This window comes from Brevibacillus sp. NRS-1366, from assembly GCF_050467985.1.
This window is the reverse complement of sequence record NZ_JBITPN010000017.1, coordinates 30,480-43,883: the sequence shown is the minus strand read 5'-3', so window position 1 is coordinate 43,883 and position 13,404 is coordinate 30,480. Positions and strand designations below refer to the sequence as shown.

Below are 13,404 nucleotides of genomic sequence, written 5' to 3'. Positions count from 1 at the left end.
TTCTTGTTGATTTTATTTATATTCATTGTTTTTTTCGAAGGTTTTATTGTCTGGAGACCACAAAAGATAATAATCGCACAATCCACCTGTGTACCAAGGATTACTTTCGTTATGTCCTGAAAACTCACACCACCAACATAAAGGTGTTGCTTTAGGCTTCCATTCATTTAATGCCTTACACCACTCAATTTCATCTAATACTTTATGTATTTTTTTAATTCCCCTTTCAATAAACCCTTTTGTTCCAGCTTGTTGTTTCTCTCCAAGAAGGATGAGATCATACATGTACTCCACTGGGATCTTTCCAAACAAGGCCTCGCATGCAAGAGCGTAGATAACCATCTGTAATGGAGTTGTAAGATCCTTCTGTTCAAAGACCTTATCCGATGATTTATAGTCAACAACTCTCAGTTCACCTTTGCTGTTTTGATCTATTCTATCTATATACCCTTCAATTATAACCCTTTTTTCAAAACTAAAAGTGAATGGCAACTCTACGTGAATTGGCATCCAATCGTCTATAGTGTCTTCTTCAAGGTAATCATAGAAGGTGCCCATTTTCTCTTCATATGTCAATCCACTTTTCTTACTCACCTCAGAGAATGTTGACTCCCCATATGTCTCCTTGATTTGCTTGACCCCTTTTAAGAACCTTCCGTTGTCCTTATCAGTCTCTTCAGATATTCCATTCTCAATGAAACTCTTAATGTATGAATGATCAACTGTCCTTTTATTAATTTTATCCCTATATTTTATTTCTAGTGCTTTATGTAAGATGTTACCTAGCTCTAAGTGAAGTTGCGACTCCTCAGTATAGTTGCCTTTATTGTATTTCAAATCATACTTCATAGGACACTGAATGAATGTATTGAGCCTACTGTAACTATATTTATCTAATTCTGTTTTTGTTATCATATAACAACTCCCATTTATTTGGACTATCCATAGGACTTTCTTTCTTGTTTAAGAGAGTTCCACTTTTATCGTAAATACAATACAGTTCTTGCTGGGGTAAAAATTTGGCAAATTCCCTTTTGTAGAAACCCTTATCAACTTTTCCTTCTTTATCTAATTCGGCACCTTGATCATATGCAATAACAATAGGCACATTAAGGTGGGTCAGTTTTTGCACCTGAGTTCTACTAAGGATGTGACCAGATATTGCAACAGCATTTTGAATTCCCATGCTCCACAATTGAAGTACTCCTTTTTCACTTTCGCACACAATTACTTCATTTTTTTCTTTTATGTATGGCATGGTTTTGTTAAGGCCATATAACACTTTTGACTTAGAACATGGATGAATGTAAAAATACTTGTTTTCATATTCAGCAACAACTTCTTTATATATTCTCCCTTTAATGCCTACTAGAGAATTTAATTCATCATAAATCGGAATTGTAATCAGGTGATAAGCGAGATCATAACCCAATTGGAACTCCCATTGAGCTTCGTAACTAATACCATCCTTATAAAATAATGGATTCGCATATCGACCGAAGTAGTTCAAGATGTTTAGGTCAATTGGTTCGAGAGGCTTATCATCGTCATCTTGCAATTCTGAAGATGCTTTCCACATATCACGAACCCATCTGGCTAATTTGGACTGTTCTTGCTGTGAGCCATAATAATCAAAACCGCATACATCACAAAGCCACTTAACGCTCTCACTAAAATAGGTGCCTCTGATATAAGTAACTAGGGATATGATATCCGATACTCCATATTGATCTGTTATGCTTCTTGTGTGTGCATCTACATACAAGTTATTTTTATATACAACAGTACTCTTTTTATTGTCACCACTTGGCATGCCACAAGTAAAGTAATCGGTGTGAGGCCTGATGCTGTGCATCCCCAACTCTTCCAAAATTGTTTCTATCTTCTCTTCAATGATAATCCGTTCTTTTAATTCTTGGATGTCCACTTAAAACACCACCTATGACTTTCGCTTTTTCTCCCTAGGCTTTCTAATCAGATAGCCAACCTCCTTCCATATGTTCCTGTCGAGGTCAACTTCCGTTACTAATGTCATACCCTTCCCACCACCACGGTTTTTATCTACCTTCTGTCCGTAGTAAGTCTTATTGACATCTAAGGGCGTTTCTCCCCATTGATTTTTAATGAGATAATTGTCATATTTTGATTTGTCGATTCGCTTCTCAAGAATAAGATGGTCAACAACGTGCTTGAGTTGCTTTGCATTTGCAATGTTCATAGATGATAGATCTTCCACGTCTGTAAGTACGGTTTCATCTGTCAACTGGATTGTTGCGTATGCACCAATATTTAGTTCGCTAGCCAGATCCTTCAATTTGGTTGTTGTCTGTTTAATTGACTCCCAATTATCAGTTTTATAGCCCTTTAAAGTGTCATAGAAAATATACTGCACACCAAGTCCTAGTACATGTTTTTTGATTTCACGTTCAAGATCGTCATCAGAGTATTGGTTTAGCTCAAGAAAGTAAATCTTGTGATTTTCTTCAATCCAACTACCAATAGTCTCGCTTATGTATTCAAACTCTTCTTCGTTCTTGTAATTACCAAGAACAATATCGTACTCCCGTATGTCATAACTAAATCCAAACTCAGGATTGTTACTGATGGTTGAAGCTTGCATTGCATACCATTCATCTTCATCTTGTTCATTTACCAAAACCAAAACGGGTACTTTTTTAAGTACACCTAAGAAGTTGACAATTTTAGCCATCCTTCTTGACTTACCTTCGTTACTTAACATCCCATCGATAACAAGCTTCTTCTTCCGAAATCCTCTGAATAATTCTGTCCAGATTGGGAATGGGAACTCTACTCCCATATCTGGCGCTTCACGCCACTTTGCTAACTTCTTCTTAATGTCTTTTCCTAATGAAGATGCAGACTTACCTCCACCAATTACGGTATTGATATTGTCTACATTAAACCGCATGAATCGTACAATATCTTCTGCCTTCATCTTGGTGAAAGCTTTGTGCTGCATTAACTTTTCTACAGGAAACCCTTTCCTACTAAACTCTCTTATAAGTGAGTATTTTTTAATGATATCAAAGTAATTCTTTATATCATCAGGATCAGCAAGCTCTATCTGCTTCTCAATTGTTTTCCATCCACCAATTTTCCTGTACTGCTTACTTCTGTCAGGATCTTGATTCATAAAGATGTTTAATTTTGTTTCGCTAATCTCTTGTGAGAATGTTTTGTAGTACAACTCGAATGAGTCATATAGAAATTTGGTATCTGTATCTTCAAAATCATACTTTGACTTAATCAGTTCTGCATAATCAACAAACATGATAGGCTTAGAATACATACTACCAACAAATAATGCCTCACTTGTTAGGTCGTACATTTCAACTGCATTACTAATGCTTCTCACTCCTTTTACAGCAGTAACTCATCCATAACATCTGTAATATCGAATTCATTTGCACTCTTGTTTTTCTCTCTTCTCTGTTTGTGAATCTCCTGCACAACTTTACTGTCTTCCAATCTGTTTTCAATCTCCATTGCCTCAACATTAGCAGTTATCTGCTTTGCCTTGTACCGTCTATAATCGCCCAAATTTCCAATAACAACTGCCAAGTCATAGTTCATTCTCGACGAAACAGACATCTGCTTTTTAGCCGCAAGCTTATTAAGGTAACTTTCCATATGTTGATATATATCTAATAGGGTTTCATAATCAATTGGCTCCTTAACAAGTTCATGCTCTCCAGTTCTTACAGACTGTACTTTCATGTAGAAATAGGATGGTAACGAAGTGTCATAGTAATTCATTAGCCATTGAAAGAAGTTATCTCGATCAATCTTTTCTCTCATCTCTTGCTCTCTGAAAGAAATTCGTTCTGCTACATGGGACTCTATCTCTTCATCTGTAAGTCGTTTACGTATCTTAAGGTGAAGTTTAAAACAATCCGTGTGATAATACTTTTTGGTGTCATTATCTCTAATGAAATCATCAGTTTCAGAGTCAATTGACTTTACATGTTTCGGATCACAATAGTTACACTTTAACTTCATGATTCACCTCTGGATTAAAGCAATAGGGGAGAAATTAATCTCCCCTATTCTCTTTTTTATTCTGTTACAAGTGTATAGAACTTCTGCAATTGTTCAATGTCTTCGATTTTATTAAAATCAACTGGTAAGCCAGACTTTTTGACCTTCGGCAGCAGCGCCTTTTTCTTAGGGTCACTCAGTGCTTTGATTTGCTTATCAATTGCATCTCGGTACTCGCTAACCGTCTCAGGCTGCTTGTCAACTTCTTGTTTTTCAGATGATTCCTCTACTTTACTAAATCCTTTTGCGATAACTTCTTCATCTTTTTCAACACTTGACTCCAATGATTCCCTGACAACGTTTGACTGTTTGCCGCGATTGCCATCAATAACTGATTGCCAATATAGTGGAGTTGGATTGTCAATAATCTCGTTCTGTTCAAACACTCGTGTACGATCTTTACGCATGATTTGAGACTTGATAGTTCCATCTTCATCTTCAAAATTCCGGAGTACTGTAAAGAACTCATATTCAGCGCCATCCCATGTATCTGGTACCTTACCCACTTCTACAAGTTCCATTTTGTCTCCCACTTTTTGCATTACCTTTTTAGTCTTCTCTCTGGATGTAACAACTACGTATTTATCCGTTCCAGTGATAAGGCTACGCAGAAGGTTTTTGCCCTTCATTTTGATCTTGTCATGGTCTTTAAACTCAAGTCCTGCTGTTGCTTCTGCTACGGCCTGTTCAGTAGCATTCTTCTCTTGAGCTTTTGCTTTAAGACGTGCACGTTTTTCAGAGACTCCAATTGCCGCGAACTTTACATTATCACTAATTACCGTGATACCATCAACTACGATTACATCTGCTCTAAATGGATTTCCATCTGCATCGAGTGCGACTACTTCGTTACCGTCCTCATCTTCAATATAAAGATCTTCATTGTACATTGCCTTGGTAGCCCACTCTTCTACCTCTGTGTATGAAGTTGTATATACAAGTAAGATGTTGTTAAGGTCAATTCCTTCAGACTCAAGATCTTCAAGATAGTTATCAACGCTACCTGTTTCACAATCGATATATAGAACTCGCAATGGCTTACCAAGTTCCGATTTCATCTTTGCCATTCCAAGTGCGAATGAAGATTTCCATGTCCCCTGTTCTCCATACAAGAAGAACTTAAGACCCTTTTTAACCACACTACCGCTTTTTGCTTTTGCCAAGAATAATTCCTCCCTAAATTTCAATCATATATATGTATTATTTTATTTATTTGAAATTACCAAGGTAGTCCATCATCTTCTGATTCTTGATTATCGTTATTGTCAGGTTTTTGTCCCCAGCTCGTGCTATTGCCATTATTGTCTGCACCGAACTCTTTAAAGACCTTCAATGCTTCTTCAATGATTGCTTCGCTATAGGTCTCTTTATCAATTGATTCAGGATCAGCACCAGTCAAAACCAATTCTCGAATATAGTTATTTTTTACTTGCTTAAACGTATCTTGTTGTCCCCAAACTGACTTTGCAGCTTCTTTAACTTCATCAGTATCGATTTTATTGTAGATATTACCCCAAACATCAATCGCTGTATATGGCTTCAACTCTTTTCGCAAGATGTTAGCAAGACCTGTATCGCGTACAATAAATTCTGTATCTTCAACAGTTTTGTATGTTACAATTTTTGCTGATACTTCAAATCGCGGATCATTTTTGTCATCAACTTTTGCTATGCCCATGTAGATAATTCGTTGTCTAAAATCATTCAATTCTTTAAAGTCTTCTGATTCAAAGTCAACACTGTCTGCCAAGTAGAGTTGTTTTACATTAAACTTTTTATTGCGCTTAACCTCGTCATTAACTTTGTTCGAAGAGAATTCCAACTCACCTCGAATGAAAACACCTTGTCCGTCAGTTAACTTATCATATACAGCCTCTGCTGCATCATACTCAACAAGTGTCTTGGTAATGTTTTTGCCCTCAAGATCTTTTTCAAGTCCAATTCGCAAACCATAGAGATTAAATCCTTCTGATTGCGGATCGTGCCGCTTCTTCCACGGAACTTTAATTGTTTCACCCTTTTGACCTTTTTCTTCTGATCTCTTTCCAAAATAAACTTCATCTCGTTCCACGCCTTGAATGGTTACGTACACAGTAGACTCTGGTGCGGTATCAACACCGAAGTTAAGAATGTGCATCCCTTTTTTACTCTTTGTCTCAATGACCTTGAATGCATTATCTCGCATTAGGCCAGTTGCAAGACCTCGAAGTTTAAATTCACCTTTAGTTTGCGGTAGACCAAGACCTTTGTTTTCTGCCATTATGTATATCCTCCCTTTATTTTAACAATATAACTTTATTTATTATAGCGCTCTTATATTGTCGTAGGTGGACTTTTGTTAAGTTTGCTCAACTGATCACCTCGCTCTTGTATTCTTAATATAACACGGAGTTCGAATGCGTTCAATACTTTTATTTGATATTTTTATTTAATATTTTCTGATGAAATGACACTTTTATTGTACTACCCACCCCCTTCTTAAATGACATATATACTGCTACATGGTGCTACATGTTACTATTTGATTTGTTTTACTTCTCCAGTTACCGCATTAACAGTAAACTCATAACTCTTCTCTGAATAGGAATTAAACACTTGAATTATCCACTCTGATTTACTGGTTGTCACATTCTGCACAATTAATATTGCAGCAGTATCAGAAATGCTCTTTGCATGACTTAGAGCAGCTTGAATGGCCTTTTTTTGCAACATAGGAGAGTCAGGGTGTTTTACATCATCTGCAACTACAAGTTTACTTAGGTCTGTTTTTGAAGGATACGATTCAAATGAACGTGAAGTAGACCATGTTTCTACTTCTGACCCTACTTCAATATCTGTTAACAAAACCGTATTATTCTTGCTATCATGCAGAATGGCGTCGTCATTTAACGAATACCATTCAGCATCATAGTTGCCAACCTTTGCTGTTTTGTCACTTTCAGCAACCAGCAGTGCTTTTTTTTCATAGTTTGCCTCAATGACATATCCTGTCAAACCCTTATGTTCGCTTTTAGGCTCGTCATCCGAGCAGCCTGCTGTCAGAAGCACAATTGCAGATAAGGAAATGTACGATAGAAGTTTATTCATGATACCTCCTCCTTATTTGAGGGAGAGTACCCTCCCTCAAATAAGTATATAATATCTCTTTTAGTTTCCAATAAAAATGTCATCAATATCAAAATAATTGATCACTCTTGTTATATGACTATAAATACCACCAGAAGAGCTATGAACACCGATCGCAGTTCCTCCTAAAAATATTGGTGCACCACTATCGCCTTTCGCACTTTCATAAGATGCTTGTCTCATGCCCGATAAATATGTTTGATCACTATAGCCACTCCAATTCTTAGTTTGTAATGTACCACATTTAACTACTTGAGTTTTGGCTCCTGAGATACAAACAGCATCTCCTACTGTTTCATTTTTAGTTTTTTGAACCTCATCAATTGCATATAGTTTTGATTTACTATTACCAAATAGATAATAAGTGGCATCATCAGAACCATCGTCTAATTTAATGATTGCAGCATCAACATTTCCACCAAAATTATAATCTGTGGAACGACCAAATCTAGAACCACCTTGTGACCATCTATCTGTATTAGTTCCAATACAATGGCCAGCAGTAAGTACGTAGAATTTCGTCCCAATTTGAGCAGAGAATGCAGATGTGCAGTAGCCACCATCATCCATATCATCTATCCTTAATCCTGCTTGAATCGGTCTAAATTTATCAGATACACTAGCTTGTGCTTCACGCACATCTTCTTCAAATATATTTACTAGGTTGCTATCAATGTCTAGATCTAAATCACTAACACTGTCTGTGTCTAATAGGAGACTTCTGGCAACATCTTTCTTTTTCGCTACTCCAATATCAATTTTCTGTTCTGGGATATTAACACTTACAGAAGAAAGATCCAATCCCTTCTCTGCTAATTCATCCCTTTTTTCTGATACAGACTCTGCAATTTTATCAAGTTGTTCTTCAGTATAATCTGTGTAGTATATTTCAACCATGCCTTTAGAATAGAGTTTCTTCAAATCCTTTTCAAACTTTTTGACACTCTCTTCAGAGCCAGTCTTAAATCCAATATTGACTACTCCACCTGACTTTTGGTCAATGTAAATGGCAGCAAATTCATCTTTTAGATGTTTCTCAATATAATCTTTGATTTTGGGAATATGAATTTTTTGCTCTTCCAGTCTTTTATCAAGTTCTTTCTCTTCTTTTTTAGTGAGGAAAATTCCATATTTCTCAGAAAAGTTCGTTGGGTCATCAGATAGTGACTTTAGATTTTTTAAGGATAGACCCATTTCCTCTCTAAATTTTTCACTTTCTTGGACAACATCTTTGGACAAAATGTAATCCTCTAACTCAAGATTCTGCTTTTGTGCTGCCAATGTTGACGTTGCTGGAATTGAGAATGTAACTACAGTTGTAGCTAACAGTGCTGCTACTAAAAGTGATGTTCCTAGTTTCTTCACTAGTTCTTACCTCCTTTACATGATAATAGAAAATTATCACATTTTTTGGAAATTAGAAACGTGTTTATCACTTTGTTAACAAATTTGACACAAAATTCCATATTCAGTCATTTGGCCAGGTGACGTCACTCTTCATGAAATATTGCTCTTTTTCATTCAAACGGATCTTTCATTCAGTTTCTTACTGACTCAATACAATGCTGCATAATCTCTTCTAATTGCTCATATGTAAAATCCTGATTCATGTAACTGTCTCGCAAAGGATATTTATACCATTGAATCTGATATCCCGTTGGCTTATACAGAAAGTTAGGCTGGATTGACCTGCAATTTTTCTCGTGTCCTTTGGCATTTGTCCAATCTACGTAACTCTCATGGACACCACAATCACAATAGCTACCTGATCCAGACCAACCATGCACCCATCCATTTTCTCTTGCCCAAGTGTCAATCAAACTTATGTATTTTTCGCCTAACCATTCGATATTTTTATTCTTTAGTTCATTTTCATACAACTTTCTACGATTTAAAAAACAATCTTCAGTATGTTTATTTACGTTCCACCACTCATATTCCAAGTCATCGAATCCACAATCACAATCAGCATCCCAATCATAAGGGTTTACTAGGAAAATATCATTTTCGAATCCACCGCGATTTGTTTGATATTGATCATCTACGTCATAATACCCTCGCCCATCAAGACCGCACTTTCTCAAGAAATCACAAAAGTCTTTTTGCCAATCTCGATTAACTGGATATTCCCCTCTTGAATTACCAAAGATCATGTTTCCGAGTTCCATGTAACACCTCTCTGCTATAATATAATCAACTTTTTTAATCAGTTTCATCAACTGGTGCATACTTGGATAATTCCTGCCAACGCTTAATTACATTAGGATGTGCATACATATTGTCCTCCTCAAGCTTCTTCTTAGCAATCTTACCTAGTTCTGGTTTCCACTCTTCAATCCATTTACTGATATCTGAATGAATGTCGTATTGAGGGTAAAGTAATTTCGATCCGTCAATAATTCCAAAGGGTCCTTCTATTTCTCTTGTAGTTCGTAGAAAATTTAATCCTGCCCAGCTTGCTTGAAATCCAGTCATCCCATGTTTACAAGCAAAATAGTTAAACATAGCTACAGTTGCTTTAGAAAGCGACTCCGCAATCGAATTATAATCATGAGCCTGAGACTCTAACTCATTCACATATTTAGCTAACGCTTCCCAAGAATTAGGCCATGCACCATATTTTGTTTCATTCATTTTAATTTCCCCCATTGTTTTTATATAAAATAGATTTTTCATTTAGTTTTGAACAAATCGATAAAATCCTTACCGTCTTCGATTACTTTGCTACGTCCCTGCTTTATGTATTTGCGGATTGAATCAGCTTGACAATTGATGCTTTTGCCCTTAAATATGTCGTTGAAATCATCAAACGTTGCAGCATACTCCAATAATTCTGGATGAACGTCTAAATATTTAACCCAGAGTAAGTCATACCACATTGACATGTATTTGAGATCAAATGATTTTCCCTTCACCTCAAAATGAGTTGGTGTCTTACCTTTTGCATCTTTCCATGTTGATGGAACAAAATCACCAAAGCGTTTAGATAACTGATAGTGATTTTCAATTGAATCAAACTTACCAAAGATAGTTACTTTTGCGTAAAATGCTGAGAATCGCTTGTCTCCTTTTGATGAACATTCTAATATTTTAATTTGTATCACCCTTTACAAATACCAATCAGGTTTTCCTCTTGCATATCCTTCTTGAACCTTATCTATATATTCAAGACATTTTTCACAAAAGAAGGTGTCAATTCTCTTGAAGTGATCATTATACCCTGCATTCTCTCGCAACCTCTTTGTATCTAAGTAAACAAATTTATGTTCACATTTTTCCATCTTATCACCACCCGATAAAAGCAAGTTTTTATTCATTATTTTTTAACTGTCCCACTCCAGTAATTTTTAGCTACAATTACATGATATTCATCCTCTTTATTTTCCTTTTTGGTAACACACACCCATGTATTACCTGAAGAGCATGACATCTCAACTACTTCATCACTAACAGCCAATTCTTCAATTAATCCGTTGATCCACTGATTAATTTTTGTTTCACTAATATCGGTGTTACTTCCATCATTAAATTGAATAGTTTTATAATGATACAAATCGCTGGGATAATGATTCATATGTAAATTCACCCTTATTAATAATTTTTATATGTATTGATTCGACTTAATGCTTCTTTAAGAGTTCCCTCAATCTCATTTACACAATGTAGCATCTTAGCGTCAGCATCATCCACGCCAACACTTGCTTTAACCCAACCATCCATTTTGTCACCAATCCTAATAGTTGTGCTATTTTCACCTTCTCCAGATCCCTTGATATAGATATTTGTAATTCGAACAACATCAGCACCAAATTCCTCGCGCCACTCCTCAATCTTCTCTGGTGACAATAACTTCATGAGTTGTCTGAGACTCGTAAATTTAGATGTTACCCAATCACCTTCCTCTTCCTGCATTCCAAACTCCTTAAAGTAGGAAGTATACTCTACATGGCCTTCAATCTCTGTCAGCGCCTTACCTGTTTTGATTTGTTCCATCAGAAATTCCTCCATCAATCGAGACATCTTCTGTATTGCATACATTGAACCATCGTGGTTGATAACCATATTTCTCTATCCAAGCACCAAGTGCCTCATTTAGTTTTTCTTCCAACTCATTTTGGTGTTCACTCTTCACATCATACAGATATTCCCCTGCCCACTCTCCACATTCGTCATAAGCCCTTTCCCCAATATCATCAATAACACTCTCTACGTTGATGTGGGGTGCATACTTTTGTATTTGTCCAACTTGAAAATGAGTGCCACCTGTTTCATCTTCAAATTCTTCCGGGTCTTCCTCTTTCCATTGCTTGAAGAATGCTCGTGCTGCTTCAATTGCTTCTTCTTTCGTATCATACTCGTCCTCGCATAAATCCCAGTTTTCTTCATCACATTTTTCATAAATCCACTTACCATGACTTTTCATTCGTTTTCCTCGCCTTTTCAATTAAAGTAGTTCTTTATTCAGTTACCAGCAAATCTTCATCAATACATTATCTTCGTAATCAATTTTCAATAGCTTTCTTACCTCTGCATGATACCCATTAATTTCTTTATCTGTGCCCTCACCGAAATACATATCCATGTACATATCATTTGCAATTGTAGGATAGCTTGCCAAAACGTATTCTCTCCAGTATCTATTCTTACTCATAAAACCTTTACTTTCCATGCATTCCATCAATTCAAATAGATCGTATGTATCTCTCGTTTCTTTACTGAGCACAACACCATCTCCTTTTCGATAAATACATCAACTTATTCGGTTTCAATAACTATGTTTAATTTCACTTTATTTCCTCGTAACTTTAATGCAACATCATTCCATGCTAGAGCTGCTTCTTCTTCGGTGTAAAACTCACCAATCTTAATATTTCTTCTTGTATCCCATATTTGTGCTAAATACATTCCTGTAGCACGATTTAAAGATACTCCTCTGTATTTTGAAGTTTTATTTGCTCCAGATTTGAATTTAATCCACTCTTTTTTTGGCATATACTCAACAACATTCAATAACGAAAATTCACCATAACTCTTATTGGCGTGATAATTATAAGCATTAGCTGCGGCAATTTCATTGGTGAAGTATCCAATGTGACCTCTTTTACTGTTTTCATAATTACTTAGTTGAACCATCCACTTACCTACTGTGTTGCTTCAGCACACACCTTTGTATTCTGATGTCAGTTCTTTATTTGCATATGTAATATGTGGCTTACGATTCATCATATTTTCTTGATGAGTGCAAACTCTTAAATTTTCTTTTTTATTGTTGAGCTTATTTCCATCTATGTGGTCAACCACAATATTTCTACCAAGTTTTTCAGGGTTCATTAAAACCTTATGAAGAGATAATGATGTAAACAGCCCCATCTTTTTATATATCTTCTTTGGCTTACACATAACATATCCATTTCTATTAACATGCAGATCATAAAGATTAATATAATCAAAATCTTCATTATCTACTTCCACAACATACCCATCAATAGTATTTATTTCTTTACTCAATAAAGCACCTCCCCAAATTTACATTGTACTTATCATTTGTCACCCTTTTCTTTCTTCAATTCTTCTAAGTATTTCTCCTCGTACTCGATCTCTGAAATAGGTGCGACCATTCCATTAGAACGATTTTCAAGGTCAAAATCAGCCTTAAAGTAAATTCCTCCTTCACTTGTGAAAAAGCTCTCTAGTTTTTGACCTTGTAATCTCATAACCCCATAGCAAAAGTTAATCAACCTTACATCTTGAAAATCCGATAATCCTTCATCTGCAATAATTTGTTTATATTGTTTGTTTAGTTCCTTCGCTCGATTTGAATTACTCTTCACCTTGCCATCTTTATTAAATAGCTTCTTAATGTCTTCTTTGGTTAACTGTTCAATATTGATCCACAGTTTGTCCACTGACAATACAATTTGAGTCAGCTTTTCTTCCTCAAGTAATTCAGCCATTCTCTTGATGACATTTGCCCATTTCGGCCTTTGTTCGATATATTTCTTTACTGCCCTATCATATTTAGTTCCATGTTTAATCTTGAAGCATTGAATCATAATTTTTACTCCTCTCTTTTTTTGGATAAAGTCATCCTTTTAACTGGTTTTTGGTACATACTCAACTATTTCAAACCTGCTAAATTCCTCATCGAAAGCTGCCTTATACTCGTCAGATCTTTGTGGAGCACAATAATCTAAATGAAACACTTTGTCATTTGCGTAA

General features: G+C 35.9%; 19 protein-coding genes. All 19 read right to left on the bottom strand.

The window, feature by feature from the left end; translation table 11 throughout:
- Window positions 1-12 precede the first annotated feature (12 nt).
- The 19 genes from ACIFQN_RS09050 to ACIFQN_RS08960 all read right to left on the bottom strand — a co-directional run bounded on the left by ACIFQN_RS09050 (window position 13) and on the right by ACIFQN_RS08960 (window position 13,238).
- Window positions 13-915: a RecB family exonuclease gene (locus ACIFQN_RS09050; protein ID WP_429832694.1), complete on the bottom strand. Its 903-nt coding sequence runs from the start codon at window positions 913-915 to the stop codon at window positions 13-15.
- Window positions 890-1,927: a hypothetical protein gene (locus tag ACIFQN_RS09045; protein ID WP_429832693.1), complete on the bottom strand. Its 1,038-nt coding sequence runs from the start codon at window positions 1,925-1,927 to the stop codon at window positions 890-892. The genes ACIFQN_RS09050 and ACIFQN_RS09045 overlap by 26 nt, the downstream gene beginning before the upstream one ends.
- Before the next feature lie 12 nt (window positions 1,928-1,939).
- Entirely contained in the window at window positions 1,940-3,376 is a 1,437-nt protein-coding gene (locus ACIFQN_RS09040) for a hypothetical protein (protein ID WP_429832691.1), read from the bottom strand.
- 5 nt (window positions 3,377-3,381) lie between these two features.
- Window positions 3,382-4,020 (bottom strand): hypothetical protein, encoded by a 639-nt coding sequence (locus ACIFQN_RS09035; RefSeq protein WP_429832690.1) that lies wholly within the window; start codon window positions 4,018-4,020, stop codon window positions 3,382-3,384.
- Between the two features lie 56 nt (window positions 4,021-4,076).
- Window positions 4,077-5,222: a hypothetical protein gene (locus tag ACIFQN_RS09030; protein WP_429832689.1), complete on the bottom strand. Its 1,146-nt coding sequence runs from the start codon at window positions 5,220-5,222 to the stop codon at window positions 4,077-4,079.
- A gap of 56 nt (window positions 5,223-5,278) precedes the next feature.
- Window positions 5,279-6,319 (bottom strand): hypothetical protein, encoded by a 1,041-nt coding sequence (locus ACIFQN_RS09025; protein WP_429832687.1) that lies wholly within the window; start codon window positions 6,317-6,319, stop codon window positions 5,279-5,281.
- 257 nt (window positions 6,320-6,576) lie between these two features.
- Complete coding sequence (locus ACIFQN_RS09020) at window positions 6,577-7,146, bottom strand: DUF3221 domain-containing protein (RefSeq protein WP_429832686.1); 570 nt, start codon at window positions 7,144-7,146, stop codon at window positions 6,577-6,579.
- A gap of 60 nt (window positions 7,147-7,206) precedes the next feature.
- Window positions 7,207-8,550: a S1 family peptidase gene (locus ACIFQN_RS09015; RefSeq protein WP_429832685.1), complete on the bottom strand. Its 1,344-nt coding sequence runs from the start codon at window positions 8,548-8,550 to the stop codon at window positions 7,207-7,209.
- A 173-nt stretch (window positions 8,551-8,723) separates the two neighbouring features.
- A complete protein-coding gene (locus ACIFQN_RS09010) occupies window positions 8,724-9,353 on the bottom strand; it encodes a hypothetical protein (protein WP_429832684.1) in 630 nt (209 codons plus the stop codon).
- Between the two features lie 34 nt (window positions 9,354-9,387).
- Window positions 9,388-9,819, bottom strand: coding sequence for a hypothetical protein (locus tag ACIFQN_RS09005; RefSeq protein ID WP_429832683.1), 432 nt, complete (start codon window positions 9,817-9,819; stop codon window positions 9,388-9,390).
- Between the two features lie 38 nt (window positions 9,820-9,857).
- A complete protein-coding gene (locus ACIFQN_RS09000; protein ID WP_429832682.1) occupies window positions 9,858-10,289 on the bottom strand; it encodes a DarT1-associated NADAR antitoxin family protein in 432 nt (143 codons plus the stop codon).
- A gap of 3 nt (window positions 10,290-10,292) precedes the next feature.
- Window positions 10,293-10,466, bottom strand: coding sequence for a hypothetical protein (locus ACIFQN_RS08995; RefSeq protein ID WP_429832681.1), 174 nt, complete (start codon window positions 10,464-10,466; stop codon window positions 10,293-10,295).
- Window positions 10,467-10,501: 35 nt separating this feature from the next.
- Window positions 10,502-10,759, bottom strand: coding sequence for a hypothetical protein (locus tag ACIFQN_RS08990; RefSeq protein WP_429832680.1), 258 nt, complete (start codon window positions 10,757-10,759; stop codon window positions 10,502-10,504).
- A gap of 17 nt (window positions 10,760-10,776) precedes the next feature.
- A complete protein-coding gene (locus ACIFQN_RS08985) occupies window positions 10,777-11,178 on the bottom strand; it encodes a hypothetical protein (protein ID WP_429832679.1) in 402 nt (133 codons plus the stop codon).
- Window positions 11,156-11,608: a hypothetical protein gene (locus ACIFQN_RS08980; protein WP_429832678.1), complete on the bottom strand. Its 453-nt coding sequence runs from the start codon at window positions 11,606-11,608 to the stop codon at window positions 11,156-11,158. Before ACIFQN_RS08980 ends, ACIFQN_RS08985 begins: the two co-directional genes overlap by 23 nt.
- A gap of 42 nt (window positions 11,609-11,650) precedes the next feature.
- A complete protein-coding gene (locus ACIFQN_RS08975; RefSeq protein WP_429832676.1) occupies window positions 11,651-11,908 on the bottom strand; it encodes a hypothetical protein in 258 nt (85 codons plus the stop codon).
- Between the two features lie 32 nt (window positions 11,909-11,940).
- Window positions 11,941-12,318, bottom strand: a complete 378-nt coding sequence (locus tag ACIFQN_RS08970) for a hypothetical protein (RefSeq protein WP_429832675.1) — start codon at window positions 12,316-12,318, stop codon at window positions 11,941-11,943.
- Between the two features lie 21 nt (window positions 12,319-12,339).
- The gene (locus tag ACIFQN_RS08965) at window positions 12,340-12,693 is read right to left on the bottom strand and encodes an HNH endonuclease signature motif containing protein (RefSeq protein ID WP_429832674.1); all 354 of its coding nucleotides are present in this window, start codon (window positions 12,691-12,693) and stop codon (window positions 12,340-12,342) included.
- A 32-nt stretch (window positions 12,694-12,725) separates the two neighbouring features.
- The gene (locus ACIFQN_RS08960) at window positions 12,726-13,238 is read right to left on the bottom strand and encodes a hypothetical protein (protein ID WP_429832673.1); all 513 of its coding nucleotides are present in this window, start codon (window positions 13,236-13,238) and stop codon (window positions 12,726-12,728) included.
- Between the last annotated feature and the right edge of the window lie 166 nt (window positions 13,239-13,404).

Excerpts from the sequence above, each read along its gene's own strand:
- ACIFQN_RS09050 (WP_429832694.1), bottom strand. The coding sequence starts at position 915 with ATGATAACAAAAACAGAATTAGATAAATATAGTTACAGTAGGCTCAAT.
- ACIFQN_RS09025 (WP_429832687.1), bottom strand. The coding sequence starts at position 6,319 with ATGGCAGAAAACAAAGGTCTTGGTCTACCGCAAACTAAAGGTGAATTT.
- ACIFQN_RS09010 (WP_429832684.1), bottom strand. The coding sequence starts at position 9,353 with ATGGAACTCGGAAACATGATCTTTGGTAATTCAAGAGGGGAATATCCA.
- ACIFQN_RS08995 (WP_429832681.1), bottom strand. The coding sequence starts at position 10,466 with ATGGAAAAATGTGAACATAAATTTGTTTACTTAGATACAAAGAGGTTG.
- ACIFQN_RS09020 (WP_429832686.1), bottom strand. The coding sequence starts at position 7,146 with ATGAATAAACTTCTATCGTACATTTCCTTATCTGCAATTGTGCTTCTG.
- ACIFQN_RS08960 (WP_429832673.1), bottom strand. The coding sequence starts at position 13,238 with ATGATTCAATGCTTCAAGATTAAACATGGAACTAAATATGATAGGGCA.
- ACIFQN_RS08990 (WP_429832680.1), bottom strand. The coding sequence starts at position 10,759 with ATGAATCATTATCCCAGCGATTTGTATCATTATAAAACTATTCAATTT.
- ACIFQN_RS09035 (WP_429832690.1), bottom strand. The coding sequence starts at position 4,020 with ATGAAGTTAAAGTGTAACTATTGTGATCCGAAACATGTAAAGTCAATT.
- ACIFQN_RS08980 (WP_429832678.1), bottom strand. The coding sequence starts at position 11,608 with ATGAAAAGTCATGGTAAGTGGATTTATGAAAAATGTGATGAAGAAAAC.
- ACIFQN_RS08985 (WP_429832679.1), bottom strand. The coding sequence starts at position 11,178 with ATGGAACAAATCAAAACAGGTAAGGCGCTGACAGAGATTGAAGGCCAT.
- ACIFQN_RS08970 (WP_429832675.1), bottom strand. The coding sequence starts at position 12,318 with ATGGTTCAACTAAGTAATTATGAAAACAGTAAAAGAGGTCACATTGGA.
- ACIFQN_RS09005 (WP_429832683.1), bottom strand. The coding sequence starts at position 9,819 with ATGAATGAAACAAAATATGGTGCATGGCCTAATTCTTGGGAAGCGTTA.